The sequence below is a fragment of the Amycolatopsis azurea DSM 43854 genome (assembly GCF_001995215.1).
GTDB lineage: Bacteria > Actinomycetota > Actinomycetes > Mycobacteriales > Pseudonocardiaceae > Amycolatopsis > Amycolatopsis azurea.
On the sequence record NZ_MUXN01000024.1, the window covers coordinates 365,190 to 379,477 of the forward strand.

The window sequence follows — 14,288 nt, forward strand, 5'->3', positions numbered from 1 at the left end:
GGGTGGCCCTCGGAGATCGATGGTGCGGGAACGCGCTACCAGGGAGCGGGCTGTCCGTTCTCGAGGAGGATTCCGGACGGACCGTCATCGGGAAGCGTCGCCGCGTGGACGATGTCGTTCGCGGACTCCTCCACCGAGCGCTCCGCCATCGGCATCATCCTGGTCTTGGTCGGCCCGGGGTTCACCGCGTTCACCAGCACCCCGGATCCCTTCGTGTGCGAGGCGAGCATCATGGTCAGCCCGTTGAGCGCCGCCTTCGACACCGAATAGCCCGGCGCGCCGGTGAAAAGCCCCCTGTCGTAGGAACCGGCGTCGCTGGAGACGAAGACCACCCGGCCCCAGCCCCGGCTGATCATCCCCGGGAGGAACGTCTGCGCCACCCGCCAGCCGCCCAGCAGGTTCACCGCCAGACTGCGTTCGACGAGGTCCAGCGGCACCGACAGCGGGTCGTTGCCGGGATCGAGCAGCACACCCGCGTTGCAGATCAGCACGTCGATGTCACCGACCCGCTCTCCGGCGTTCCGTACGCTTTCGGCGTCGGTGACGTCCAGTACCTGCGAAACGCCCGCTTCGCCTGGCTGCCGTGACGTCGGCACGACCCGCAGGCCACGCCGGGCGAGTTCGGCGGCGACCGCTTGTCCGAGCCCACGGTTGGCTCCGGTGACCAGGGCGGTGCGCTGTTCGGCCATGATGCTCCTCGCTGCTCGACGGGGTGTCCGAAACCCAGGGATTCCGCAGAGTACGCGGGTATTCCGGTGTCCAAATGGCGTCCGGAAACGCGCCGCTCCCCAGCCGTCCAACTGTCCATTCCAGTCGGCTGGACGGCCTCCGTCGTTCTCGCTGTGGGGCCAGCACCCAGTACCTCGGCCGCGCCTGCCGGAAGCACGCCGGCGTTCAGCAACGTGTCGTTGACCGGTCCCTTGACGGCACCCCGAGCGAGGGCCGAGCGTCGGTGCCCTTCAGCACTCGGCGAGGCTTTTCGGGGAATGCGCTGATTCCCGACGCGCTGGACCGTCGATTGTGGTCCAGGCTAGACAAGCGGGTGGCCCGCTTCCAGGTTTGTGCCGGTCAGCGGTGTGGGGCGCAGGCTGAAGAGGCTGCCGAGATGGAGGTCGGTCGCGCTCCCAGGCCGCAGTAACGCTGTCGGGGTGCGACCGATCAGCAGGCGAAAGTCACGGTTGAGGTGCGCCTGGTCGGTGTATCCGCACAGCGCGGCGAGCCTGGGTAGCGATGGCGGATTAGTGCCCGTCAAGAGTCGGATCGCGTAGTGGCATCGAGCAACTCTCCCGACGGCTTTCGGCGGCAACCCGACTTCCCGGTGAAAACGGGTGGCCAGATGTTGCCGGCTCAGACCGGCCCGTTCCGCGAGGTCGCCGACCTTGACCGCACCGCCCGACATGGTCAGGCTGCGCCAGCTGCGGTCGAGCGGCTCCGGCAGTTCCGGCGTGTCCAGGAGCAAGGTCGCCAACCATCGGTCGAGGATCCCGAACCGGTGGTCCGAATCCCGCGCCTCCTGCAACTCTTCCCGCAACAGTCTGGCTCGTGCGCCCAGGAGGTCGTCGATTCCCACACTGACATGGCTGATCTCCCGCAGCGGCAGGCCGAAGAGCGCTCGTGCGCCCAGCGGGGTCAGCTCGATGATGATCCCTCGCTCCCGGCCCACCCGCGTGTAGGTCAGCGGCGTGGTCGACAGCCCCACGACCGGGGACTCCGCCGCCAGCGGTGAGCCGGACACCTGATGCCGAACAGGTGTGTCCAGATCGATGACCACCACGACCGAGTTCAACGCGCCCACAGTACGTGTCTCCGGCACCGGCGCGATTCGCTGGAAAGCCAGATAGAAGCCGACCCATCGCGCCAGCCGGCGATCCGGCCACCGGGACATCCAGAAATCGTCATCGGACGACGAAGGCTCCCCCACTGCTGTTCCCCCTCGGTTATAGCGATGCCATCAGCGACATCCGCGGCACGGAAAGCATGGCAGGACGTGCGCTCGCGACGGGACTTTCCAGCAGTCAACGAACCGAAAAGAGGCAGCGAACCCTGGCGGTGGTGACGCCTCGTATCACGTCGGCCGTTTCGGATGCGGCCAGATGGGCCACCTGGCCGAGGCAACGCAGCCACACCGCATTGCGGGACTGCGAAGCCTGACCGGACATCCAGCGCGCACCAGACGAACGCGCTTACATTTTTCCAATCCAGGACGTGTTGTTCACAGCTAAACTCGGGTTCGCATTTCCTGACCGATGAGCAGCCGGTCGCCGCGTCCGCACGACGCGCTGATGGAGGGGTTTGCTTGACGCTCATCGGCTCGAAACCGGCCTCGACCCCGCAAGAGACCTCCAGGGCATGGCGCATGTTCGCGCACCTCGGTCGCGCCAATTGAGGCTGGAGTTTCTGAGTCGTAGAAACCGAACGAGTTGCAACCAAAATCGGAGGACCGATGTTTCAGAAAAGAAAATTGCCACTGGCTGCCATTGCCGCCGTGACAGTCCTGCTGACCACAGGTCTCGCAGCACCGGCGTCCGCTCGTCCCGGCACATGGTACGACTGCCCGGACAAATGGTTCTGCTTGTACGACCACTACAACGGAGACGGGCTGTTCTGGAAAGGGATAAATTGCGGAGGCCCGGTCTACAATATCGGCACGCAGGGACTGGGGGACCGAGCCAATTCCTTCTGGAATCGCACAACACACGCGACTGCCCAAATGCTGAACTGGACCGGTACGCGCTGGGCACCCGTGGAGACCGTAGGCCCCTTCACGAACGGTCAAAATCTCAGCGCGGGGAAAATCGATGAAATTGACGGCGTAAGACTGGTCTGCATTCTATAGGTACACCACGTTGACCTGTACTCAGCGGGGAACGTTCGCGCGTAGGCCGATACGGCCGTGCTGGTCACGTTCGGCGATCAGCACGGTCGACGGCGTCGCCGCCGAGCCGGATCGCGACCGCGCCGGTCGACCGTTGCCGCCGAAGCGGACGTTAGCCTGACTCTATGGCAGACACTCGCCCTGGAGGCCGCACGGCCCGTACGCGCGCCGCAGTGCACACCGCGGTGCGCGAGTTGTTCGCCGAAGGGCATGACCAGCCGTCGGTGCGGGAAGTGTCCGAACGGTCGGGTGTGAGTGAAGTGACGATCTACCGGCGTTGGGGGCGGATCGAGGCACTGGTGCTCGACGTCGCGGTCACGCAGCTCAACGAGGAGTCGCCGTTCCCGGACAGCGGCGACCTGCGCCGTGATCTGCTCGACTGGGCGCACGCGGTCGCCGGCCAGGTGAAGACGCGTGAGGGGTTCGCGCTGTTCCACGCGCTCGCCGCGGCCACCTCCCCGCTCGCCGGTGGCAAGCCCGCTCCGACCGCCGACGACGCCGCCCGGTATCTGCGACAGCGCACCGCCCAGATGCAGCGAGCGTTGGACCGGGTCGAGGCGGCGGGTGGCAAGCCGCCGACAGTCGCCCACATCTTCGATGTCGTGCTCGCACCTATCTACCTGCGCGCGGTCTTCGGCTACGAATCCCCGGACAAGGACCTGGACGCCCTGGTGGACCAGGCGTTGCGCTCGACCTGAACCCTTATCGAAGGAAATCTTGCATTAGCCGACCCCTCGGCGCATACTCCTCGCTAACGTAAGTTTTCTTACATTAAGCGAGCCGAGGGAGTATTCATGGCTGGCAGCACACAACCGCTTCGCGACCGGGTCGCCCTTGTCACGGGCGCGAGTTCGGGCATCGGGGCGCAGATCGCGCGTGAACTCGGTGCCGCCGGTGCACGGGTCGCCCTGGTGGGACGGGACGCGCAGCGCCTCGGGACGGTCGCCGCGGAGCTGAGGGCGGCGGGCGCGGAGGCCGAGCCGATCGCCGCCGACCTCACGACCGGTACCGGTCCTGGGGAGGTCGTCGACCGCACGCTCTCGCACTTCGGGGGCATCGACGTGCTCGTGCACGCGGCCGGGATCTTCCTGCCGACGCCGTTCGCCGATACCACCGACGAGCAGCTCGACGACCAGTGGGCGACCAACGTCCGGGCGCCGTTCCGGCTGACCAGGGCGGCCGCCGGACACCTCGGTGACGGCAGCAGCGTCATCTTCGTCTCCTCCATTTGCGGGCACGTCGGCTTTCCGAACTCCAGCGCCTACTGCGCGACCAAAGGCGCGGTGGAACTGCTGGTCAAGTCACTGACCGCCGAATTCGCCCCGCGGGGCGTCCGGGTCAACGCCGTCGCTCCGGGCAACGTGCGTACGAGCATCAACGCGCACCTGCTCGAAGATTCCGACTACGAGCGCCGGATGCTCGAAGCCACACCCGCCGGACGCGTCGGCGAGGTCGGTGACATCGCGCCGGCGGTCGCCTTCCTCGCCTCCCCCGCCGCCTCCTACATCCACGGTTCCAGCCTGCTGATCGACGGCGGCTGGGTGGCTTCGTGAGGAGCCCTACCATGCCCGGCTTCCGCGAACTCGTGATGGCGAGCGGCCTCGACGCCGTCACGGAGCACCTCGACGAAACGCTGGTGCTCACCGCGCTGCGGGACGTGCACGGCCTCTCCGGCAGGCTCGAACGCGTCGCCTCGGAGAAGGACGAGACCTTCGTCCTGCACACGGCCGGCACCCGCCACCTGGTGAAGGTGGGTGGCGAGGGCGAATCGGCCGAGGACCTCACGCTGCAGACAGCGGTGCTACGCCATCTCGCGCGCACGGCGCCGGACCTGCCGATCCCGGTCGTCCGGTCCGGTGTGGACGGAGCGGACGTGCACGACATCGCGCCACGGGACGCGAGCGGGCCGAGGCTGCTGCGGGTCCTGTCGTACCTCCCTGGCGAACCGCTGGCCGGGAGTGAGGCCGATCCGGCACCCTTCGGCCGCTACCACGCACAGCTCGTCCGCGCGCTCGCCGGCTTCCGCGGCGAGAACCAGGAACGAACCTTGATCTGGGATCTACGCCATCTCGGCGCTCTCGCTCCGGCACTGGACACAGTGGACAGTGCGGACCGGACGCTCGCGCACGATGTGCTCGCCGAATTCGCGCTCCACGTCCGGCCCACTGAGCTGGACACCCAGGTGGTGCACAACGACTTGAGCCCGCACAACCTCCTTGTCGGCGCTGGTGGAGCCTTGACCGGGATCCTCGATTTCGGCGACGTGGTGCGTACGGCGGTGGTCTTCGACCTCGCGATCGCGTTGTCGAACCTTCTCGAGGTGGACGCCGCCGACCCGTGGGCGGTCCCCCTCGCGTGGCTGCGCCACTATCTCCGGATCAGGCCGGTCGCCGAAGAAGAACTCAAGCTTCTTCCGCTGCTGTCGACAGCGCGACTGGTACAGCGTGTGCTCATCTCGTCGTGGCGGGCCCGGCGGGATCCGGCACGCGCGGCGTATGTGCTCTCGCACGCCTCCCGTGATTGGGCGACGGCTCGAGCGACGTTCGCCGGTCTGGACGCGGCGGCCGAACGGGTACTCGCGGAGTCGCGGCGATGAGCCGCCCGCGCGGGCCGGAAATGGTCAACGGCTTCACCGGCGCGTCCTTGGCCGCACAGCCGCCGCACATCCGGGAACTCCTCATCCGGCGCGGGAAAGTGCTCGGGCCGGGGTACCAGCTGTTCTACACGAACCCGGTCGAGGTCGTCCGCGGCGACGGCGTGCACCTCTACGATTCCACGGGCAACGAGTACCTCGACGCCTACAACAACGTCGTCTCGCTCGGACACTGCCATCCCGCCGTCGTCGAGGCGGTCACCCGGCAGCTGTCGAAGCTCACCACGAACACCCGCTACCTGCAGGCCGATCTGCTGGACTTCTCCGAACGGTTGCTCGCGACGTTCCCCGCGGAACTCGACCGGGTCACCTACACCTGCACCGGCTCGGAAGCGAACGACCTCGCCTTGCGCATCGCGCGGGCGCACACCGGCAACACCGGGATCATCGTCACGCGCAACGCCTACCACGGGGTGACCGCCGAGGTGGCGGCGTTCTCCCCGTCCCTCGGCCCGTCCTCGCCGCTGGGACCGCACGTGCGCACGATCAGCGCGCCGGACCCCCTGCGGCACGGCACCTCGGTGGTGGCCGACCTGCGCACCGAGATCCGCGCGGCCATCGACGATCTCCAGCGGCACGGGTTCGGGGTATGCGCGCTCGTGGTGGACAGCATCTTCTCCTCCGACGGCATGCAGCCGGTTCCGACGGATCTGCTCGGCGTGCTCGCCGCCGAGGTCCGTGCGGCGGGCGGGGTCTACCTCGCGGACGAGGTCCAGGCCGGGTTCGGCCGCACGGGAACGGGATGGTGGGGTTTCGGCAGGCATGAGGTCGTGCCCGATCTGGTGACCCTGGGAAAGCCGATGGGCAACGGGATCCCGGTGGCCGCGGCGGTACTGAGGAACGAGGTCGGCCGGGAGTTCGGCCGGAAAGTGCGCTACTTCAACACTTTCGGCGGCAGCAACGTACCGATCGCCGCGGCCGCGGCGGTGCTCGGCACCATCGAAGCCGAAGGTCTCATCGACAACGCCCACGAGATCGGCGCGCAGCTGAAGCGGGGGTTCGCCCGCATCGCCTCGGACCACCCTCACCTCGCCGACGTGCGCGGCGCCGGGTTGTTCCTCGGAATCGAGGTGACCGCACCGGAAAGCACGGAGCCGGACCGGGTACTCGCCCAGTCCCTTGTGGACGATCTGCGCGAACACTTCGTGCTCGTGTCGGCGTCCGGCCCGCACGGCAACGTCATCAAGATCCGACCGCCGCTGGTGTTCGACGCCGCCGACGCCGCACTGCTGCTCGAACGGTTCGCCGATTCGGCCGCCCGAGTCCTTCCCACCTGATCAGGAGGTGATCATGACCGCACCGACGATCGACCTGAACGCGGACGCCGGCGAAAGCTTCGGCCGGTGGACGCTCGGCGACGACGAAGCCTTGTTCCGGCACATCACGACCGCCAACATCGCCTGCGGCTATCACGCCGGTGATCCGGCGACCATGCGGTCGTCCCTGATCCGCGCACGGGAGGCGGGGATCGCCGCGGGCGCCCACCCCGGCTACCCGGACCTGCTCGGCTTCGGCCGCAGGGCGCTGCCCGCGACCGACTCCGACGTGGTCGACTACATCCTCTACCAGGTCGGCGCACTCGCGGGGCTCGCCGCGGCGGAGAACGTGCCCCTCACCCATGTCAAACCGCACGGCGCGCTCATGGGGCGGATCTGCCGTTCGCCCGAGCTGGCGGCCACGGTCGCACGGTCGCTCCAAGCGGTCCTCCCGGGCGTGCCGCTGATGTTCGCGCCCACCGAGGCGATGCGCGCGGTCGCCGCCGCGGGGTTGCCGGTCATCCCGGAGAACGCGGCCGACCTCGACTTCGACCAGGACGGGATCAACATCGTCGAGCCCGTCCCTCGAACCAAGGACCCGGAAGCGGTCGCCGATCGCGCGCTGGAGATGGCGCGCGGCACCGTCCGCACGGTCGGCGGGACGATGATCCCGATGCCGGTGCGCTCGGTCTGCGTGCACGGTGACCGGCCGAACGCGGTCGCGGTCGCGGCGGCCGTGCGACGGCGCCTCGAATCGGCGGGATTCCTCCTGTGCGCCCCCGGGCAGGCGCTATGAGCGGCTACGAGTTCTTTGCCGACGGCGCACGGGTCAGCTTCGGCGGGGACGAGTTCGTGTTCGTCGAAGTGTGCGAAGGGATGGACCTCGCGCAAGCGCTACGGATCCAGGCGATCACCGGGGAGCTGGCCCGGCGCGAGTTGCCCGGCGTCCTCGACGTCGCCCCGGCCAACGCGAGCTACCTCGTGCGCGCCGACCCGGACGTACTGCACCCGCGCGAACTCGTGCGCGCGCTGGCCCGCTTGCACGACCGGTTCGGGGAGGCGGGCTCGGTGGCGCTGGACACGGAGATCGTCGAGATCCCCGTGTGGTACGCGGATCCGGAGACCGAGCGGACCTGCCTGAAGTTCCGGGACCGGCACCAGTCGCCGACGGAGACGGACATCGCCTACACCGCGCGCATCAACGGGCTGGCCTCGGTGGCCGACCTCGTCGCCGCGCACACGTCGGCGCCGTTCATCGTCACGTTCCCGTGTTTCAAGCCGGGCAACACAGAATGCGTCCAGCTCGTGCCGCGCGAGCGGCAGATCCAGGCGCCCAAGTACCTGCGGCCGAGGACGGAAACCCCGGCCAGGGCGGTCGCGCACGGCGGCGCGTTCACCGTCGTGTACCCGACCGCGGGGGTCGGTGGCTACCAGTTGCTCGGCCGCTCCCCGGTCCCGGTCGCCGACCTCACCCAGCAGACCCCCGGGTTCGAGACGTCGAAGGTGCTCGCCACGATCTCGACGCTGTTGCGCTTCCGGTCCGTTCCCGGCGAGGAGTACGAGCAGCTGCGCACCGACTCGCGCGAGGGCCGGTACCGGTATCGGCGCGCACCGGTGCGCTTCGCGCTCGCCGAGTTCCTTGCCGACCCGGCAGGCTATCCGCGCACTCTGGAGGCGGCGTTGTCATGCTGACAGTCCTCTCCCCCGGCGCCCGCACACTCGTCCAAGATCTCGGCCGCGACGGGCAATACGCCATCGGACTGCCCCCTTCGGGAGCGCTCGACCAGTACTCGCACCGCTGCGCCAACCTGCTCGCCGGCAACCACGAGAACGCGGCGACGCTGGAAATCACCATGATCGGACCGGCACTGCGCTTCACTGAACCGGCGACCGTGGCGGTCACCGGTGGCGAAGCGGACGTCGACGTCGACGGCGTGACCGTGTCGTGCTGGCGGACGCTGTTCGTGGAACCCGGCCAGGTGCTGCGGATCGGCACGCTGCGCACCGGGTGCCACGCCTACCTCGCGGTGCGCGGAGGCATCGGGACAGAGCCGTTCCTCGGGAGCCGGTCCACGTACCAGAGTTCGGCGATCGGCGGGCACGACGGCCGGGCACTCGTCTCCGGCGACCTCTTGCCGATCGGTGACGAGACCGGGATGTTCCGTCCGGGCGCGGGCAGCACCGTCGATCCCCGGCTGCGTCCTGTCCTCGGTGGGCACCAGCGCCTCCGGCTCGTCGAAGGACTGTGCCGTCATCGGTTCACCGACGAAAGCGTCCGCGAGTTCTTCTCCTCGACGTTCACCGTCTCGCCCGAATCCGACCGCACCGGTCGCCGCCTGATCGGACCGGCGCTGCGGTTCGTCGACCGTGAAGCCCCGTTCGGCGCGGGCGACAACCCCAGCAACGTGGTCGACCTGGGCTACCCGGTGGGGTCGGTGCAGGTACCCAACGGCGAGGAAGCCATCTGCCTGCTGCGCGACGCCGTGACCGGAGGTGGCTACGCGACGATCGGCACGGTCGTGAGCGCCGACCTCGACGTGCTCGCACAGCTCAAGGCACCGGACACGGTCGGGTTCGTGCCGGTGTCACTCGACCAGGCGGTCACAGCGCGCCATGAGCGTCACGAGCGGCTCAAACAGGTGCGGCACGGCCTGCGGCTGCTCTCCCTGTACTGAATCCCGTATCCCTCTCCTGCTCCGAGGAGCACCGCCATGACCACCCCCGATCTCACCGGCTCCACGCTGACCGATCGCACCCCGGCGCCCGGCGCCGCCACGTGGACCTTCCGGACCCTGCTCATCCTGCTCGTCCTCGACCTGACCTACCTCGTCAACGCGATGGACCGGCAGGTGTTCGCCATCCTGCTGCCCGATATCAAGCAGGCCTACGGGCTCACCGGCAACCAGGCCGGGACGCTGTCGACGATCTTCACCCTCGGCATGGGCCTGGCCGGTATCCCAGCCGGTTATCTGGCCGACCGGATCGGCCGGAAACGGATCATCATCGGGAGTCTTCTGCTGTTCTCGATCACCTGCGCGCTCCAGGCGACGGCGGCCGGGATCGTCGACCTGACCCTGTGGCGGATCCTGTCCGGTGTCGGCGAAGGAGCCCAGAACGCGGCGCTGTACGCCGCTGTCGGCGCGTACTTCCACCGCAACCGCGCGGTGGCGATCGGGTCGATCAACGCCGCGTTCGGGCTCGGCGCGTTCGCCGGCCCGCTCCTGGGCGGCGCGCTCCTGACTTCGACGGGCAGTTGGCGTGTCCCGCTGTACGTGTTCGGCGCGATCGGCCTCGTGATCCTGGTCGTCGTCCTGTTCGCGGTGCCGCGGTCGGTGACGGAGATCGGCCGTCACGGGGAACCGCGCACCACGTCGGCACCGGGCGGTGCTGTCCGCTTCTTCAACCGGCGCGTCATCTGCTGCACCATCGCCACCGTCGCCGCAGGCTTCACCATCTACGGCTACCTCGGGCTGTATCCCACATATCTCCGCGAGACGCACGGCTTCGCCTCCGACCAGGTCGCGCTCGCCGCCGGCATGTTCGGGCTCGGCGCGCTCACGGCGGTCTTCTGCGGCTTCTTCGCCGACCGGTTCGACCAGCGGCTGGTCAACGTGGCCGGATTCGCCGCGATCGCCGGATGCGGGGCCGGGATCTTCGTCTTCGGCACGACCTATCCCGCGCAGCTCGTGTTCTCGCTGTTGCTGGGGGTCGCCTTCACCGGGGTCGTCTACACCAACACCAGCGCGCTCATCCAGCGTTCGGTGCCCAGCGCGAAGGTCGGCCGGGCGACGGGCCTGTTCGTCGCGGCCATGTACATCCCGGCGAGTTTCTCCGGCTATTTCTTCGCGGCCACCAAATCCGGCTTCGGCTGGCAAACCGCCGGGGTCATCCAGTTGTGCGCCATCCCGGTCGTCGGCCTCGTCGCCATGGCCGCGATGGGCAAGGCGCGCGACTGACCACAAAGGACGGAAAGGAAAGGAAGCCATGACACAGCACTACGAGCCCTACAGTGAAGTGCGCGACGGCATGCGGGTCGACTGGGATGTGCGGATCACGATGAGCGACGGGGTGACGCTCGCCGTGGACATCTTCCGGCCCGACGACGACGAGCCGCATCCGGTGCTGCTGGCGGCCAGCCCGTACGGCAAGGGACTCGCGTTCGCGGAGGGGTTCGCGTCCGCGTTCTCCGCTCTCGTGCGGGAGCATCCCGAAGTGGCGGAGAAGTCGACCAGCGCGTACCAGGTCTGGGAATACCCGGATCCGGAACGGTGGGTCCCGGAAGGCTACGCATGCGTGCGGATCGACGTGCGCGGTACGGGCGGCAGCGAGGGTGAGATCGACTTCTTCTCCCCGCGCGAGACACAAGACCTCTACGAAGCGATCGAATGGGCGGGCGTCCAGCCGTGGAGCAACGGCAACGTCGGCATGCTCGGTATCTCGTACCTCGCGACCAACCAGTGGCAGGCCGCCGCGCTGTCCCCGCCGCACCTCAAGGCCATCTGCCCGTGGGAAGGGGCGTCCGACTTCTTCCGCGAGTACACCCACCACGGCGGGATCCCGTCGGAGTTCATGCCCGGCTGGGCGCCGCACCAGGTGCTGCGCATCCAGCACGGCCGCGCGGACGCGCCGCTCAACCCGAACACCGGCCGCAAGGTGTCGGGCAAACCGGTGCGCACGGAGGAGGAACTGCGGGCGGCCGCGATCCGGATCTCCGAGGTACTGCTCGCCCGGCCCGTCATCGACGACTACTACCGAGACCGCACCGCGGTACTGGAGAAGATCACCGTGCCCGTGCTGACCGCCGCCAACTGGGGCGGAATGGGCCTGCACTCGCGCGGGAACTTCGAGGGCTACCACCGTGTTTCGTCCGAGCAGAAGTGGCTGGAGGTGCACGGGCTCGAACACTGGACGGAGTTCTACACCGACTACGGCCTCGATGTGCAGCGGCGCTTCTTCGACCACTTCCTCAAAGGCGAGGCCAACGGGTGGGAGCGCCGGCCGCCGGTTCAGCTGCAGGTGCGCACGCCCGATGACTTCTTCCCGCGACACGAGCAGGAATGGCCGCTCGCGCGCACGGAATGGACCGAACTGCACCTCGACCTCGACGCCGGTACCTTGACCGACCGCGCTCCGGCCGGCGCGCAGCACTCGGAGTTCGTCGCAAGGTCGGAAGGACTCATGTTCACCTTGCCGTCCGCCGACCAGAAGGTGGAGTACACCGGCCCCGCGGCGCTCAAACTGTTCGTCTCGTCCACGACCGAGGACGCCGACCTGTTCGTCACGGTGCACCTGTTCGACCCCGAGGGCACCGAGGTGCTTTTCCCGACCGCCTTCGAGCCCCACGGTCCTGTCGGTCAGGGCTGGCTGCGCGTCTCGCACCGCGAGCTCGACCCGGATCTGTCGCGACCGTACCGGCCATGGCAGCGGCACACCGAGATCTCCCCGCTGGTCCAGGGACAGGTGTACGAGGTGGACGTCGAGATCTGGCCGCTGTCGATCGTCGTCCCGGCCGGCTACACCCTCGGGGTGTCCGTGCGCGGCCAGGACTACGAACACCATCTGCCCGGGCCGCACGAGATCGTCTACGGCCGTGAAATACGCGGTAGCGGCGCCTACTGGCACGAGCTCCCCGGCGACCGAGACCGGCCGGCCTTCCACGGCCGGACCACCCTGCACAGCAACGAGAAGCACCGGCCGTACCTACTCCTGCCCCGGATCCCGAGCGCCTGAGTACCACCCCAGCCGGACGCGGAACCGGCACCTCGCGTGACGGCACCTGGTCCAAGACCATGCGGCCGACGACGTCGAGGACGGTTCCGGCGGGTGAGAGCGCTCATGCGTTGGATGCCATCGCAGATCCGCCGCGCACACGTTCGGCGCGGCGGATCGGCGATACGGTTGCCGGCCGAGGCGCGCAGGGCTCATCGGGCCAGCCATTGGCCAACGCCTCCACCGCGACTTGACGAACGTCCTCGGCCCCGTGTCCCGCGTGGCGACGGGGCCGCTTCGTTCACGCTCTGTCCCTCATCGCGGACTTGATCGCTAGAGTGCGCCCGTGGTCGTGCTGGAGATTTCCGATCTGGTGGTGAGGTGGGACGCGCGGACCGGCGAGCGCGTCCCCGTCCGCAGGGCGGAGGTGGTCTCCCGGCTGCGTGCGGCCGGGAACCGGCGGGCCGCCCAGATCGTGCAGCGGATGCCGACGACCGGCGAGTTCCTGGATCCCGTCGCAGTGGACCGGCTGCTGGTCCGGGTACACACCGAACTGCAACGACTCAACGAAGAACTGCACATGGCGCAGCGGTTCGCCGAGTTGCTGGTGCCGCTGCTCACCGTGCTCCGGGCAAACGGCAACCGCCTGCGGGTGGTGGACATCGGATGTGGCTTGGGGTTCCTGGTGCGGAGCCTGGCCGCCTCCGGTGTGCTGGGAGAGGATGTCGAACTGGTGGGCGTGGACTTCAACCACGCGTTGACAGCCGAGGCGACCAGGCTGGCCGAGGACGAGCGACTCCCGTGCACGTTCGTCCGCGCGGACGCGTTCGAGCTGACCGAGGACGCCACCGTCTACCTGTCGAGCGGGGTGCTGCACCACTTCGCGGCGGATGAACTGCCAGGCTTCTTCCGCGCGCAGGACCGCGCCGGCACGCTGGCGTTCATCCACTACGACATCGCCGCGACCCGACTGGCCCCGCTGGGCGCCTGGCTGTTTCACCGAGCCAGGATGCGTGAGCCGCTCGGCCGTCACGACGGCGTCGCGTCCGCGCGCCGCGCCCACGACGACGCGGTGCTGTCGTCCGCTGCCGAGGCGGCTGCCGGGATGGAGGCGTTCCTGTTCGAACCGTTCATCCACACCAACCCGTTCTGCGCGGCGATGAGACCGGTCATCGGCCTCCGCTCGGCGTTGGTCGGCGACTTCCGCCGCGCTCTGGGACGCCGGGCGCGAGGGCTGGTCGCCTGCTGATGGCCACGATCGTTCCGGTCGTGCTGGGCCTGCTCGCACTCGTCGACGCAGGGTTCGCGGGTTTCCGGGCGGCGACCGGCCTCAACGCCCGGATCCGCAAGCGTCCCTACTTCATGCTGGCGGCATGCCGGGGACTTGCGAGTGGGGCGATCTGGCTCGGACTCGTCGCACTGCTCGTCGTCGTGACCCTGACCTGCTCGGTGGACCCGGTCGCTCGTTACGACGCCCTGGTCGACGCGGGCATGCGGATGGTCCAGGTGCTGGTGCCGTTCGCGGCGCTCGTGGTGGCATCGCTGCTGGCGTACTGCCTGTTGCCGATGCGGGAGAGCACTTTCGTGATCCTGGTCGGTCTCGGGCCGTTCACCCTGATGCGGCCCGTGGTCACGCTCGGCGCCACGGTGTGGTCGGTGGCGGGATCGACGGACTGGCTCGCCTGGGTGGTCGCGATCGCAGCCTCGGCCGGCGTGCTGGCCGTCGAGCCGGTCGTCCACCGCCGCTGGTACCGGGCTCCGGTGTGACAAGCCGCCCGGTCATCGTGGCATCCCT

Annotated in this window: 14 protein-coding genes; 12 read left to right on the top strand and 2 right to left on the bottom strand. The window is 68.7% G+C overall.

The genetic code is table 11. The features are described from left to right. Positions 1 to 35: 35 nt before the first annotated feature. Both B0293_RS31910 and B0293_RS31915 read right to left on the bottom strand, forming a co-directional pair. Complete coding sequence (locus B0293_RS31910; protein WP_005151158.1) at positions 36 to 689, bottom strand: SDR family NAD(P)-dependent oxidoreductase; 654 nt, start codon at positions 687 to 689, stop codon at positions 36 to 38. A 341-nt stretch (positions 690 to 1,030) separates the two neighbouring features. Beyond that, positions 1,031 to 1,921 carry a helix-turn-helix domain-containing protein gene (locus B0293_RS31915; RefSeq protein ID WP_005151155.1) on the bottom strand — a complete coding sequence of 297 codons (891 nt, stop codon included), beginning with the start codon at positions 1,919 to 1,921 and terminating at the stop codon, positions 1,031 to 1,033. A 522-nt stretch (positions 1,922 to 2,443) separates the two neighbouring features. On the opposite strand from B0293_RS31915, the gene B0293_RS44915 reads away from it, so the two are divergent. From B0293_RS44915 to B0293_RS31975, 12 genes are all read left to right on the top strand, one after another. Then, complete coding sequence (locus B0293_RS44915; RefSeq protein ID WP_077241434.1) at positions 2,444 to 2,836, top strand: peptidase inhibitor family I36 protein; 393 nt, start codon at positions 2,444 to 2,446, stop codon at positions 2,834 to 2,836. 164 nt (positions 2,837 to 3,000) lie between these two features. Further along, a complete protein-coding gene (locus tag B0293_RS31925) occupies positions 3,001 to 3,573 on the top strand; it encodes a TetR/AcrR family transcriptional regulator (RefSeq protein WP_039915452.1) in 573 nt (190 codons plus the stop codon). 96 nt (positions 3,574 to 3,669) lie between these two features. Continuing rightward, positions 3,670 to 4,428 (top strand): SDR family NAD(P)-dependent oxidoreductase, encoded by a 759-nt coding sequence (locus B0293_RS31930; protein ID WP_005151150.1) that lies wholly within the window; start codon positions 3,670 to 3,672, stop codon positions 4,426 to 4,428. 11 nt (positions 4,429 to 4,439) lie between these two features. Beyond that, positions 4,440 to 5,471: a phosphotransferase gene (locus tag B0293_RS31935; protein ID WP_005151148.1), complete on the top strand. Its 1,032-nt coding sequence runs from the start codon at positions 4,440 to 4,442 to the stop codon at positions 5,469 to 5,471. Further along, positions 5,468 to 6,805 carry an aspartate aminotransferase family protein gene (locus B0293_RS31940; protein WP_005151146.1) on the top strand — a complete coding sequence of 446 codons (1,338 nt, stop codon included), beginning with the start codon at positions 5,468 to 5,470 and terminating at the stop codon, positions 6,803 to 6,805. Before B0293_RS31935 ends, B0293_RS31940 begins: the two co-directional genes overlap by 4 nt. Before the next feature lie 13 nt (positions 6,806 to 6,818). Further along, entirely contained in the window at positions 6,819 to 7,580 is a 762-nt protein-coding gene (locus tag B0293_RS31945) for a 5-oxoprolinase subunit PxpA (protein WP_005151143.1), read from the top strand. Then, on the top strand, positions 7,577 to 8,476 hold the full coding sequence (locus B0293_RS31950) for a 5-oxoprolinase subunit B family protein (protein ID WP_005151142.1): 900 nt from the start codon (positions 7,577 to 7,579) through the stop codon (positions 8,474 to 8,476). Before B0293_RS31945 ends, B0293_RS31950 begins: the two co-directional genes overlap by 4 nt. Continuing rightward, positions 8,470 to 9,459, top strand: a complete 990-nt coding sequence (locus tag B0293_RS31955) for a 5-oxoprolinase subunit C family protein (RefSeq protein WP_005151139.1) — start codon at positions 8,470 to 8,472, stop codon at positions 9,457 to 9,459. Before B0293_RS31950 ends, B0293_RS31955 begins: the two co-directional genes overlap by 7 nt. 36 nt (positions 9,460 to 9,495) lie before the next feature. Beyond that, positions 9,496 to 10,740, top strand: coding sequence for an MFS transporter (locus B0293_RS31960; protein ID WP_005151137.1), 1,245 nt, complete (start codon positions 9,496 to 9,498; stop codon positions 10,738 to 10,740). A gap of 28 nt (positions 10,741 to 10,768) precedes the next feature. After that, the gene (locus tag B0293_RS31965) at positions 10,769 to 12,514 is read left to right on the top strand and encodes a CocE/NonD family hydrolase (RefSeq protein ID WP_005151135.1); all 1,746 of its coding nucleotides are present in this window, start codon (positions 10,769 to 10,771) and stop codon (positions 12,512 to 12,514) included. A gap of 325 nt (positions 12,515 to 12,839) precedes the next feature. Continuing rightward, positions 12,840 to 13,742: a class I SAM-dependent methyltransferase gene (locus B0293_RS31970; RefSeq protein ID WP_005151131.1), complete on the top strand. Its 903-nt coding sequence runs from the start codon at positions 12,840 to 12,842 to the stop codon at positions 13,740 to 13,742. Next, positions 13,742 to 14,260, top strand: coding sequence for a hypothetical protein (locus B0293_RS31975; protein WP_005151128.1), 519 nt, complete (start codon positions 13,742 to 13,744; stop codon positions 14,258 to 14,260). The genes B0293_RS31970 and B0293_RS31975 overlap by 1 nt, the downstream gene beginning before the upstream one ends. Positions 14,261 to 14,288: the final 28 nt, after the last annotated feature.